This is a genomic window from uncultured Thermosynechococcus sp. (assembly GCF_938074695.1).
Classification (GTDB): Bacteria; Cyanobacteriota; Cyanobacteriia; order Thermosynechococcales; family Thermosynechococcaceae; genus Thermosynechococcus.
Map to the genome: position 1 here is coordinate 1 of NZ_CALJEM010000025.1, position 12,380 is coordinate 12,380.

Annotated in this window: 12 protein-coding genes and 1 pseudogene; 7 read left to right on the top strand and 6 right to left on the bottom strand. The window is 52.0% G+C overall.

Annotated elements, in window-relative coordinates:
* Together Q0683_RS04100 and Q0683_RS04105 are read left to right on the top strand one after the other, a co-directional pair.
* Window positions 1–214, top strand: a pseudogene (locus tag Q0683_RS04100) (MBL fold metallo-hydrolase); the annotation flags it as partial.
* A gap of 230 nt (window positions 215–444) precedes the next feature.
* The gene (locus tag Q0683_RS04105) at window positions 445–882 is read left to right on the top strand and encodes an Hsp20/alpha crystallin family protein (RefSeq protein ID WP_298976422.1); all 438 of its coding nucleotides are present in this window, start codon (window positions 445–447) and stop codon (window positions 880–882) included.
* Between the two features lie 100 nt (window positions 883–982).
* Here Q0683_RS04105 and grxD read toward each other — a convergent pair whose 3' ends face one another.
* The 3 genes from grxD to Q0683_RS04120 form a co-directional block, all read right to left on the bottom strand.
* A complete protein-coding gene (grxD, locus tag Q0683_RS04110; protein WP_181496364.1) occupies window positions 983–1,306 on the bottom strand; it encodes a Grx4 family monothiol glutaredoxin in 324 nt (107 codons plus the stop codon).
* A gap of 54 nt (window positions 1,307–1,360) precedes the next feature.
* On the bottom strand, window positions 1,361–1,612 hold the full coding sequence (locus Q0683_RS04115; RefSeq protein ID WP_298612822.1) for a BolA family protein: 252 nt from the start codon (window positions 1,610–1,612) through the stop codon (window positions 1,361–1,363).
* Between the two features lie 91 nt (window positions 1,613–1,703).
* Window positions 1,704–4,799, bottom strand: a complete 3,096-nt coding sequence (locus Q0683_RS04120) for a response regulator (protein ID WP_298976425.1) — start codon at window positions 4,797–4,799, stop codon at window positions 1,704–1,706.
* A gap of 113 nt (window positions 4,800–4,912) precedes the next feature.
* Between Q0683_RS04120 and petG the strand changes: the two genes are divergently transcribed.
* From petG to Q0683_RS04140, 4 genes are all read left to right on the top strand, one after another.
* Complete coding sequence (petG, locus tag Q0683_RS04125; RefSeq protein ID WP_298612828.1) at window positions 4,913–5,026, top strand: cytochrome b6-f complex subunit V; 114 nt, start codon at window positions 4,913–4,915, stop codon at window positions 5,024–5,026.
* Window positions 5,027–5,057: 31 nt separating this feature from the next.
* A complete protein-coding gene (gene der, locus Q0683_RS04130; RefSeq protein WP_298612832.1) occupies window positions 5,058–6,407 on the top strand; it encodes a ribosome biogenesis GTPase Der in 1,350 nt (449 codons plus the stop codon).
* Between the two features lie 346 nt (window positions 6,408–6,753).
* Window positions 6,754–8,157, top strand: a complete 1,404-nt coding sequence (leuC, locus tag Q0683_RS04135) for a 3-isopropylmalate dehydratase large subunit (RefSeq protein ID WP_298612835.1) — start codon at window positions 6,754–6,756, stop codon at window positions 8,155–8,157.
* A 96-nt stretch (window positions 8,158–8,253) separates the two neighbouring features.
* Window positions 8,254–8,682, top strand: coding sequence for a hypothetical protein (locus Q0683_RS04140; RefSeq protein ID WP_298976427.1), 429 nt, complete (start codon window positions 8,254–8,256; stop codon window positions 8,680–8,682).
* 6 nt (window positions 8,683–8,688) lie between these two features.
* Here the strand turns inward: Q0683_RS04140 and Q0683_RS04145 are convergent, their stop codons facing one another.
* Genes Q0683_RS04145 through Q0683_RS04155 form a run of 3 tightly spaced genes read right to left on the bottom strand, consistent with a single transcriptional unit; the run spans window position 8,689 to window position 11,032 of the window.
* On the bottom strand, window positions 8,689–9,390 hold the full coding sequence (locus Q0683_RS04145) for an MgtC/SapB family protein (protein ID WP_298976428.1): 702 nt from the start codon (window positions 9,388–9,390) through the stop codon (window positions 8,689–8,691).
* A 3-nt stretch (window positions 9,391–9,393) separates the two neighbouring features.
* Window positions 9,394–10,770, bottom strand: coding sequence for a magnesium transporter (gene mgtE, locus Q0683_RS04150; protein ID WP_298976430.1), 1,377 nt, complete (start codon window positions 10,768–10,770; stop codon window positions 9,394–9,396).
* Window positions 10,771–10,789: 19 nt separating this feature from the next.
* Window positions 10,790–11,032, bottom strand: a complete 243-nt coding sequence (locus Q0683_RS04155; RefSeq protein ID WP_298976432.1) for a hypothetical protein — start codon at window positions 11,030–11,032, stop codon at window positions 10,790–10,792.
* A 968-nt stretch (window positions 11,033–12,000) separates the two neighbouring features.
* Here Q0683_RS04155 and Q0683_RS11030 point away from each other — a divergent pair.
* Entirely contained in the window at window positions 12,001–12,303 is a 303-nt protein-coding gene (locus Q0683_RS11030) for a transposase (RefSeq protein ID WP_366142502.1), read from the top strand.
* The last annotated feature ends 77 nt before the right edge of the window (window positions 12,304–12,380 follow it).

Consider the following 12,380-nt stretch of genomic DNA (forward strand, 5'->3'; position numbering starts at 1 on the left):
AGAACTGGCACCGATTAAAACGGCCACCACCTTCCACTGGCCTCGGCAACTGCGCAGTGTTGAAGCACTAAAAGCCTTCTGTCGGCAGAAGTCCTTGAGTTATCTGTGTCCGGGGGCAAATATTGGGTTTCTGCGGGGGACTTTGGCGATCGCCAATGCCCAAGCCGTGCTGCAAGAACTCCCTGTTGATACCCTTTGGGTTAACAAGGTTTAATGTTTCCTTAATTTTTCCATGAGGATAACACAGGTTCGGAAAAAGGAACTTGGAGAGATCGTTAACCCCCACTTGTATCAAGACTTTTATCCTCTATAGTGAAGGTGGGCAGAGGGAAGAAGCCAAAGCAATACCAAGGAAAAAAAACAAGGTTAATTGTTAGAGCTGTTCTCTCTGTAAACCATCCCATGGGCAATCTAAAACCCTAAAAAACACAGGAGGATAAGTGTATGGCACTCATTCGTTGGGAACCGTTCCGCGAAATCGATGCGCTACAACGCCAAATGAACCGTATCTTTGATGAGTTAATTCCTCTAGCCGAACGCCGCGCCGATCTGAGCTTCCTGCCGGCGGCCGAATTGGAAGAAACACCGGAGGCCCTGCTTCTAAAAATTGAACTGCCGGGCATGGAGCCTAAAGACTTGGATATTCAAGTCACGGCGGAGGCGGTCTCGGTGAGCGGTGAACGCAAATCTGAAAGCCAAACCGAAAGCGATGGTATGAAACGCACTGAGTTCCGCTATGGTAAATTCCAACGGGTCATTCCTCTGCCGGTGCGGATTCAAAACACGGAGGCTAAAGCTGAATACAAAAATGGCATTCTCCACCTAACGCTGCCAAAAGCAGAAGAGGAGAAAAATCGTGTAGTCAAAGTGAGTGTTAGCTAATTCACCCGTGGTAAAGCGGAACAGCTAAAGTTGCTCAATGTGCGAAAATCCCCCAGAAATGGGGGATTCATTTTAGGCATGAGTCAAATTGGGAAAACGCCTATGAAGCTAGGGCTACCTCTACGAGTTGTTGTAACTCGCCACTTTGGTATAGCTCAATAAGAATATCCGAACCGCCGATAAACTCCCCATTGATGAACACTTGGGGAATCGTTGGCCAGTTAGAATACTCCTTGATCCCTTGACGGATCTCAAAATCCTCAAGGACATCCACCGTTTCATAGGGGACGCCGAGAGCATTCAAAATTTGCACCGCATTGTTAGAAAACCCGCATTGGGGCATAAGCTTGCTACCCTTCATAAAGACAATGATCTTATTGCTCTTGACAAGGTGATCAATTTTGGCGTGGAGTTCGGGTGTCATTGCTGGCTCTCCTTCTTAGATTGAGAAATTAAAAGGAATGGATCGAATTGTAGGCTATTGAAGTTGTGCCCATTGTTGGGGGGTATAGGTCTTGAGGGCAAGGGCGTGGAGTTCATTGCTGGCCATCAGCTCCTTGAGGCTGCTATAGACCAGTTGGTGCTGTTGTACTAGTCGCTTCCCTTCAAAGGCAGCAGAAACGACCACTGCTTCATAATGATCGCCGCCTCCCGTTAAGTCTTGCACTTGCACAAAGGCATCGGGTAGGCTGGCTTGAATAAGACTGGTGAGTTGCTCAGGAGTAACCATAGAGAATAATCTAGTTTTGACTAAAACTAGCAGCCAAAAAGTTTATTTACCATAGTGTATCGCTAAATGTTGAGCAATGGGTTTTACAAAGCTAGAAAGAGGAAGGTGTCAGCGGTTGGCACTGTTGTAATGCCCGCACCAATTCCTCCACGCGGACGGGCTTACTGATATAGTCGTCCATGCCGGCCCTTAAGCAGAGCTGGCGATCGCTCTCCATGGCATTGGCTGTCATCGCAATAATGCGTGGGCGGGGTTGGTTCAGCCGTTGAAACAGGTCAATCACTTCTCGCGTGGCCGTCACCCCATCCATCTCCGGCATTTGCATGTCCATCAAAATCACATCGTAGGGCTGCCGCTGCACCGCCTCCAAGACCTCTAAACCATTGGCAGCAACATCTCCCCGATACCCCAACTTCTCCAGTATTCGCAGCGCCACCATTTGGTTGACCTTATTGTCCTCCGCCACCAGAATGCGTAGCGGTGGTAATCCTTGCTTTAACTCATCAATTGAAATTGAAGGGGCAGGAGTCTTAGCCACCTGCAAGCGGCTGCTAAAAAGATCACTGAGAACGTTAAAGAGAGTGGACTGCTTGACAGGCTTACTGATTAAGCTGTGGAAGAGTCGCTGTTGCTCAGGGGTAAGGTCATTGCCCACCGAAGTTAACAGAATAAGAGGTAAGTTGGGGTACCGTTGACGGAGGCGCGCTGCAAGGGTCACACCATCCATGTGCGGCATCTGCAAATCTATGATTGCTGCATCTGGCAAGGGCTTCTGCTGCAAGAGCGCTAGAGCTTCTGCACCGCTAGCAGACAATAGAACCTGAATTTGCCAGCTTTGCATCTGGAGCCGGAGAATTTGACGATTATGTGGGTTATCGTCCACAACTAGCAGCGAACGTCCTTGGAAAGAGGGGGTAGGGTCATTGCTAATGCGAGTGGGATTCAGCAGCAGTCGTACCCGAACGTAAAAGACCGAGCCACTCTCACCAATCGGCAGCGATTCATACTGACTGGGAGGGCAGCCCCCCACCACTTGCGACCCTTCTTTGGTTTTTGTTTCTAACCAAATTTGCCCCTGCATCCGCTCCACCAAGCGTTGGCAAATAGCCAAGCCTAAACCTGTACCGCCGTAGCGACGGGTGATTGAGGCATCCGCTTGGGTGAAAGGTTGAAACAGACGGGCAACGCGATCGCTGGAAATACCAATACCTGTGTCTTGAACAGCAAAAAACACATCGTAGTAAGAGGGCATAAAGTCAGAGTAGTCCTTTGGCTGCGTCGGCGCTGCCTTAACGTGCAGGGTCACAACTCCTTGGGGCGTAAATTTAATCGCATTGCCCACAAGGTTTAGCAGAATCTGCCGCAGCCGCCCCATGTCGCCAATGACTTGGCGGGGCACACTGCTATCAATATAACTGGCCAATTCAACACCCTGCTCTTTTGCTCGGCTGTTGAGCAGATCTAAAACCTCTTCTATACAGGTGTGGAGATCAAAGGGATAGGCTTCCAGCTCCAGCTTGCCCGCTTCAATTTTAGAGAAGTCAAGGATGTCGTTAATAATTGCCAGCAGCGCATCGCCACTGACGCGAATCGTATTGACAAACTCCCGCTGCTGCTCTGTTAGCGGCGTGTCCAGCAGTAACCCTGTTAGGCCGATAATGGCATTCATGGGGGTGCGAATCTCGTGGCTCATGGTTGCCAAAAACTCACTTTTGGCACGGCTAGCATCCTCAGCAGCTTTGCGGGCTTGCTCTAGAAGTTGTTGCTGGGTAACAATGGCGGACACATCCTCCCAAGTGCCCAAAAAATAGGTTTTTCCCTCCAAATCCTGAAGGGGGACAATGCGAGCGCTGATCCAGCGGCTGTGGCCATCCCCGTACAGGACACGAAACTGTGCTTGAAAAAGCTGCTGCTTTTGCTGACACTCCTGCCAAGTGGTCACAACGCGCTCCCGATCCTGGGGATGGAGGTGCTCAATCCAGTGTTGCTCGGCTTCAAGAGCGCTGTTTACTCCCAAAAGCTGCAACATGGTTTGGTTTAGGAACGTAGGTCTTCCCGCCTCATCCAAGGTGAAAATGCCCACCGGTGCCATTTCGCTGAATTGCCTGAAGCGCCCCTCACTGGCTTGCAATTGCTCTTGCCAGCTCTGTTGTCGCTGCCGGTAGCGCACGCCCAGGTACACACCAATGCCACTTGTGAGCCATACCCCCACAAATCCTGCTAAGAGGGGGAAATAAACCCCTGCGACCAGCTTACTTTCAATGGCAGCCGCAGGCAGGTGCGCCACAATCCACAGGAGATAATCGCCGCCAAGAATGGGGGTGCCCTTCTCTGGGTCAATGGAGCGCTGATTTTCGCCAAAGGGAAGGATTTGATTGTAAGCGAATATGCCTTGCTCGTCTTGCCAAGTCCCCCTCGGTGAAGCCTGCATCTGTGTCCAGAGGCGAGGGTACTGTTGTGCCACGGTAAAGCCCCGGCGCTGCGAGTCAGTAGCAACCCACTCTTGGCCTGGGAAGTGCCCCACTAGCCAGTGCCCCCTTCGATCCGTCAACAGACAGCCCAAGTAAGGATTGTGACAAACCATTTGAAATTCTTGAAAGAGAGACGTGGCATTGTAGCGCACCATCAAAAACCTACCGCCTGTCAGGGGCGTGACCACATAGAGAAAGGGCTGCACCTTAACCATCGGTGAGTTAGGGTCACTTTCTAATTCAAAGGGAGAGACAAACACCTCTCCCCCCCGCAGTTGTTGAATTGCCGACCAATAGCGCCGTAGTGGCTGTGAATTCCCTGCTGCCTCTTCTTTAATCGCCACTCCCGCTTTTGTAAGGGCAAAGCTCAACGTGAGTTTGCCGTTGGCGTCCAGCAGAAATAGGCAATCATAGACTTCCTTAGCCTTCAGCCAAGCGGCAATTTCTTGCCTGCGCTCCTGTTGCTCAGCTAGTGTAGCTGTAGGAGTCAATCTTTTGGCGAGGATGGGGGCAGCACTCTGAATATCGGTGATAACTGTTTGTAGAGAATGCTTGAGAATAAGCTCAGTGCGCTCAACCCTAGTAACTTTATCCGCTTCAATTTGACTGAGGAGGTGGCTGCGCTGAAGCTTGTAAAGCTGGAGAAAAAAGACAGCAACTAGTGCGGTGGTGGGCAGGAAATACTTTAGGAACTGGGGCAGCAAAGGGCGAGGCATAGAACGATGTTCCAAAGTACGAGCAGAAAGCTACCACGTCGGGGTCAACAGGGCTTATAAATAGTGTATCTTAGGGAAGTAAAGCCCTTGTTTTAGTGTATTCAGGCTGTCCCATGATTGAGCCATTGTTGTGTGGTATTGTGTTAGGTCTTATTCCGGTGACGTTGGCGGGACTCTTCTTTTCTGCTTACCGGCAGTATCGTCGCAGTAGTTCGCTTGAGCTGTAACCCTCCTACGGACAACGTCCCTAGCTTGCCTATGACGCTACCCGTTGTTGCTGTGGTTGGCCGCCCCAATGTGGGGAAGTCCACCTTTGTCAACCGCCTGGCGGGAGAGCGCGATGCCATTGTCTATGACGAACCGGGTGTTACCCGCGATCGCACCTACCGGCAGGTCTTTTGGCAAGATCGTGAATTTCTGGTGGTGGATACGGGGGGACTGGTCTTTGACGATGACAGTGAGTTTTTTCCCCTAATTCGCCGGCAGGCAGAACTTGCCCTTCAGGAAGCAACGGCAGCGATTTTTGTGGTGGATGGTCAAGCAGGCCCTACAGCTCTGGACTATGACATTGCAGCGTGGTTGCGACAGCTTCCCATACCGGTTTTAGTGGCGGTGAATAAATGCGAGTCGCACCAAATGGGTCAGGCACAGGCGGCAGAGTTTTGGTCCTTGGGGCTGGGAGAACCCTACCCGATTTCCAGTATCCACGGCAGCGGGACGGGGGAGCTGCTGGATCGGTTGATTACCTACTTGCCGGCGGTGGAAACACTCCCTGAGACACCAGAAATTCAGGTGGCCATTGCCGGGCGTCCCAATGTGGGTAAATCTAGTTTGCTCAATGCCTTGATTGGGAGCGATCGCGCCATTGTCAGCCCCATTTCAGGCACAACCCGCGACACCATTGATACCGTCATTGAACACAACGGCACCCAGTATCGCTTCATTGACACTGCCGGTATTCGCAAGCGCGGTCATGTGGCCTATGGGCCTGAGATGTTTAGCGTTCATCGTGCCTTTAAGGCCATTCACCGCTCCGATGTCGTGCTGTTGGTTCTAGATGCCCTTGAAGACATTACCGAACAGGATCAACGCTTGGCAGGACACATTGCCGATCAGGGACGTGCCTGTGTGTTAATCATGAACAAGTGGGATGCAGTTCCCGAAAAAGATACTTATACAATCAATAGTTATCGCGATCGCCTGTATCAACGACTGAATTTCCTCGATTGGGCAGATGCCCTCTTTGTCAGTGCTCTGACCGGCCAGCGGCTGGATAAAATTTTTGCAGCGGTGGATGCGGCAGTTGAGCAACATCGTCGCCGAGTTAGTACAGCAGTGGTAAATGAAGTGATTCAAGAGGCTCTACGCTGGCATACGCCCCCTGCCACCCGCCAAGGCCGTCAAGGTAAAATCTACTACGCTACCCAGGTGGCCACCCAACCGCCAACATTTGCCATTTTTGTCAATGATGCCAAGCTCTTCAAGGATAACTACCGCCGCTATATTGAAGGGCAAATTCGGCAACAACTGGGATTCCGGGGCACGCCGATTCGCCTCCTTTGGCGTAGCAAGAAACCTCGTGAAGCTACCGAATTGGTTGTCCGCTAACTTTTTGACATCCTCCTTGACCTGTAGCCCGAAGATTCTTTTGGTGGGTTCCTGAGCCAAGGGCGTATCCGCTACTCACAAGTTTTGTGCGTGGCATGGGGTTTCAACTCCAACGCCGATTTGGTCGGCGCATCAACCTCCTGTCTTGTGGTAGGGAAATCCGGCGAGAGAACCCGCATGGCCTGTGGATCGAACCGCGTGGGCGGTGGGAAACAGGAACTTCTTCGGCCTACCACTGCGCGGGCACAAGCTAACAGGGCGGGGAGGATGTCAAACTTCTGTATAACCACTGTACTGAACTCTGACTTTTCCCTATAATCAATAGACCAGATTTTTTGACGAGTTTATGAGTCGCGGCACACTCTTCGACAAGGTTTGGGAACAACATACGGTGGCTACATTGCCCTCAGGGCAAACTCAACTATTTATTGGCCTGCACCTGATTCACGAGGTCACCAGTCCCCAAGCCTTTGCGATGCTGCGGGAGCGGGGGTTGCCGGTGCTGTATCCGCAGCGAACCGTGGCCACGGTGGATCATATTGTGCCTACAGATACGGTGGTGCGTCCTCTCCAAGATGCCCTTGCCGAAGAGATGCTGCAAGCCCTCGAAGCGAATTGCCGTGCCCACAATATCCCCTTTTTTGGTACCGGTTCTGGTCGGCAGGGCATTGTCCATGTGATTGCCCCTGAGCAGGGCTTAACCCAACCGGGGATGACGATCGCCTGCGGAGATAGCCACACTTCGACCCACGGTGCCTTTGGGGCGATCGCCTTTGGGATTGGCACTAGTCAAGTCCGCGATGTCTTGGCTACCCAAACGCTTGCTTTGAATAAGCTCAAGGTGCGTAAGGTAACAGTGAATGGCTCAATGGCCCCTGGAGTTTATGCCAAGGATGTCATTCTCTACCTCATTCATCGGTTGGGGGTTAAAGGGGGCGTGGGCTACGCCTACGAATTTAGCGGCACCACCTTTGCCCAGATGTCCATGGAAGAGCGGATGACGGTCTGCAATATGGCCATTGAGGGGGGTGCCCGCTGCGGCTACATGAACCCTGACGAAACCACCTTTGCCTATTTGCAGGGGCGGCCTTTTGCCCCCCAGGGAAAAAATTGGGATGAGGCGGTGGCCTGGTGGCGATCGCTAGCCAGTGATGCCGATGCAGAATACGACGATGTAGTTACCTTTACAGCGACCGACATTGCGCCAAGGGTGACTTGGGGCATTACCCCCGGCCAAAGCGTGGCCATTGATGAGACCTTGCCCACCCTAGAGAGTTTGCCGGAGGCAGAACGGGCGATCGCTGCGGAAGCATATGCCTACATGGATTTGCAACCAGGGCAGCCGATTCAGGGCACAAAGGTGGATGTCTGCTTTATCGGCAGTTGCACCAATGGCCGCATCAGTGATCTGCGGCAGGCCGCCAAGGTGGTCGAAGGACGCAAAGTGAAGCCCGGTGTCAAAGCCTTCGTGGTTCCCGGTTCAGAACGGGTCAAAGCCCAAGCGGAAGCGGAAGGTCTCGATGTCATTTTCCAAGCGGCAGGCTTTGAATGGCGCAACCCCGGCTGTTCAATGTGCCTTGCCATGAATCCCGATAAACTGCAAGGGCGTCAGCTCAGCGCCTCCTCCTCGAATCGCAACTTCAAAGGTCGCCAAGGATCGGCAGCGGGGCGCACCCTGCTCATGAGTCCGGCCATGGTGGCGGCGACAGCGATCGCCGGCGAAGTCACGGATGTCCGCGCGTTCCTCTAAAAGTCTCTGAAGGGCTATAGGCCTTTTGCTGCGTTTGTAAAAAATCTTTAGCCTCGAAGCCGCCCTAGCTAACTAGCTAATAATGGGGGAAGAAGGTTGAGTGCTAACGGAGGCGGTAAAGCCATGACCATTCTTCAGCGGCTAGTAGGTACAGCGGTGCTGAGCTTGGTTCCTGTTTTCCCAGTAGCAGCAGAAACCCTCATCTCCGATAGCGGGATGACGGAAATTTATGACTACCAATACACCCACTTTCCAGGAGATGTCTTGTCCTACACGACAGAAGTCAATGGACGGGTTTATGATGGCGCAATTACCGTGAGAGCGGTTGGTAAGGGTTGGATACGGGGCTGGTTTACCGATCGCGATCGCGCCGGCAATTTTGGCTGTAGTGGCGATGTCACCATTCAGTGGGTGCGGGGCAATCGGTATATTTCTGTGTGGCGGATTGGCGGTACCTATACCCCCCGTCTGCGTTGTCCTCAGGCGGGCACCACGGCTCGTCTGAATATGCGGCTCTATCGCTAGATAAGGTCAACCGTACTCCTGTTCCGTAATTCGCCAGCGGGCTGATAGAACACTGGGCTCCAGACTCAAGCGGCTCACCAACCCTTCTATAAAATCATCATTGCGTTCTTGACTGAGGAGTTCCGCTTCAATGTGGACACGATCTGCTGTTTCCTCAATATCCTCGCTGAGGAGCGATCTCAACTTCAGCCGACTCCCCGCTAACGATTGCAACAGCAGTGCCCGCAAATGAGCCTCTGCCTCAGCACGACAGACAATATCACAGCGATAGCACAACTCTACTTCAGTGCCTTTGAGGGGCTGCTGATTAATGCGATAGCCAAGGGGACGCAAGAGTAGATTGGCCATGAGAACTGCCACCGCTCCCAAGGTTGCCTGATAGAGTAATCCCGATCCACACAGTGCTCCCACTGCCGCTGCACACCACAGAGTAGCTGCTGTATTCAAGCCCCGCACTGAGAGGCCTTCCCGCAGGATCACGCCCCCGCCCAGAAACCCAATGCCAGAGACAATTTGGGCGGCAACCCGCGTTGGACTTGCTTCCCCCGGCGTCAGAGCTGAGAGCATGACAAATAGTGCTGCTCCCGTTGCCACTAGGGTATTCGTGCGCAGACCTGCCATGCGTTGCCGCCATTGTCGCTCCAATCCAAGGGCTGCCCCAAGACAAAAGGCCGCCGCCAAACGCACAATAAAATCACTCGTTGACATGGCTTAAAACGACAGCCCTAGGAAGGCACTCACTAGATAGAAGTAGAGCAACAGCCCTGTGAAGTCTTTAATGGTTGTGATAAAGGGATCTGCCGACGGGCCGTGATCAAAATTAAGCTTCAGTAAGATCCAAGGAAGCAGGGCACCGAGAACCGCAGCAAAAGTGATCACCACAAAAAGGGAAAGTCCGACAGCCAGCCCCAGTTGAGGAATTCCGTTGGGTAGCCCCTGCCAGACAAGGGCAATCAAGCCGCCAGCGGTTCCCAAGATGAGACCCATGATGGCACCAATGCGGAACTCACGAAAGAGATAACCTGCATAGCGACGAATATCAATCTGCTGCCAAGCGAGGCCACGGGCAAAAATAGTTGTGGACTGGGTACCAACATTGCCTCCCATGTCCATGACCACAGGAATAAAAATGGCCACGGCAACCACGGCTTCGAGAACCTCCTCAAAGTACTGAATGACGCCGCCAACAATCATGCCGCCAATGAGGGTAATGATCAAGCAGACAATCCGCAGTTGCACCGCGTAGCGAATGGGGCCGCGCACTAGGCGTTCACTCCAAGCCTGATCACGGTTGAGCAAGTTGACCACGCCCGCTTGCGCCAGAATTGTGCCTGTGGCCTCTTCTTCGATCAGGTCAATCACATCATCAAAGGTGATATCGCCCACCAGTCGCCCCTCCTGATCCACCACGGGAATAGCCGGGACATCGTGTTCCTTGAGGAGTTTGGCTGCGGCGAGTTCCGGCGCAGTAACAGCGATCGCCAACTCCTGTCCTTGAACCAAATCTTGAAGCGATTGGTCGGGATTTGCTTTCATCAACTGAATTGGCTGAACAAAGCCGCGATAAAAGCGCTGTTCATCAATCACGAAAATAATGCTTAGATCATCGATATCTAGGGAGCTTTCGCGAATACTAGCGATCGCTTCCCCCACACTCAACTGTTGCCGCAGCGCCAAATAGCGCAAATTCATCCGCCGACCAACCGTGCCTTCAGGGTAGCCCAACAATAGGTTCACTGCATCGCGGGATTCTGGGCTTAACTGGCTCAGCAGGCGTTTGGTGACCTTAGCGGGCAACTCCTCGAAGAGGCGCACCCGTTGATCCGCTTCAAGAGCTTCTAGAAAATGGAGAATCTCAGGGTCAGTCATCCCTTGAGTCAAGGTTGCTTGCTCATCTGGAGTCAGGGCTTCAAACACAGCGATCGCCTTGTCTTTTTCTAGGAGGCGAAAGGCCAATACCCGCTTATGGGGGTCAATTTGGCGCAGGGCACGCACCAGCTCAGGAATCGTCAACTGGTTGGCTGTCCGTTTGGCAGCACCGAGACCCTGAGGATGGGTCAGCAGATCATTGAGGGGATTGATTACCATCGTGTTGCTCCTTCTATGGCTAGGGATTCAGGGTGAGTGAGACAGGGGCATAGGCTTCGCTCAATTGATGCCAGAGATTGGCTAACTGGTTGTACGCCTCGGAGGTAGAAAGTTTCCCACTGGTATGGAGAGCAGCAATAAACCCTGCCTGCTGAGCAAACTTCTGTAAATAGGCATCAAAGGTCAGCGCGTCTAGGGTCACCTGCCCACGGTAAGGGGTATAGGGGTACAGAAATGCCTGTTTTACATCGTGGGTCATCATTGTTCTAGGCTCCATTCACAAACGACAATTGGGTTCTCTAGGGTTTAGCGGAATTAACGGAAGAACTCGAAGGGTGAGTATTCTGCCAAACTGGCCATCGCTTGGCTCATGGCTGTACTCATTAGGTGCGCAAGGGCAACACCCAAAACTTCTGAAAGCCTAATCGGTAGCATTTCCGCCATCATGCTGAACAAACTTGAAACATAGAAACTCTCGGTTGCGAATGGTTTTGCCGCGCAACCAATTGAGCAATCAAGGGAAGTCGCTAAATAAATAAAGCGAAAAACGCTTGACTACTGGCGATCGCTCTCAATGCTAGAAAAGGTTAAGCCAGCCCCATTTAGGCAAGCTCAGGTAAGTACAGGATTGATCTCCATTGGACAACTTGCTTCCCGATCCATCTCCATTTTCAGATCAACTGCCTTGGAACGCGTGGAGATGAACCAGAAGTTCAAGCCATTAGTCAGCCGGAAAGCCTGAGTTCACCTCAGCGATCCTTAAGGAAGCTCCACCTGTGGCAGGGATCTTCATTAGCGGAGATGGAGTCAGCAGAAGCAGGGCTACAGTGACTACTACTAGACTCCATCAAGAAAACCTCCGAAAACAGGTAAACATAAGCAGCTTCGGCAATCTCGCGATCGCCATCCCACATTTCAGGGGGTGAGTAAACGTCTTTGACCTCCTCCCCGGCCTGAAAGCTAGAGATTCCTACTGTGCTCAAGATGAGCTTGAGACACTTTAGTGAGTTCTCGGGTCGAGCGCGTATCCGCTGCTCGTATCTCCGCAGGCGCTGCCTTCGGCATGTCCTGCCGTAAGCCAACCCGGTTGTCAGTGTACCACGGCTGCGCCATCTGCGCTATACCTCCCTGCCCTAAAGGGCAAGACTTGCCGCGCCCTTGGTCAAGTATAGAGATTTTGCGGGCTGAAAGTTTCTCTACGAGCAATATGAAGCGAATAAAAAGTTTCTTATGCACATAAGAAATAATGTGAGAACGGCTGTAAATCAGAACCGATATCGAGTGATTTATTTTTGTGATCTTAAGAGTAAGACGGAGTTTCAGCTAGCAATGAGTCTATGGGTTTTAACTGATGAAGAAGTGGCTAAACTGTATCAGCAGCGGTGGGCAATTGAGAATTTATGGAAATTTCTGGAGGTGCACTTATTGTTAGACCGGCTAATTGGGAAGGGTGTGAACGAGGTAGTAAACAAGATACACATAGTATTGAGTGCAAATTTGTTTGATTCTAGAGCTATTAGAGCTGGTGGATAGCCCTGCATCTTTTAGGAGAAAGCTGTTATATGAATTACGATATTTGCAACTACAACTCAGTTGGTGGTGTATGCATA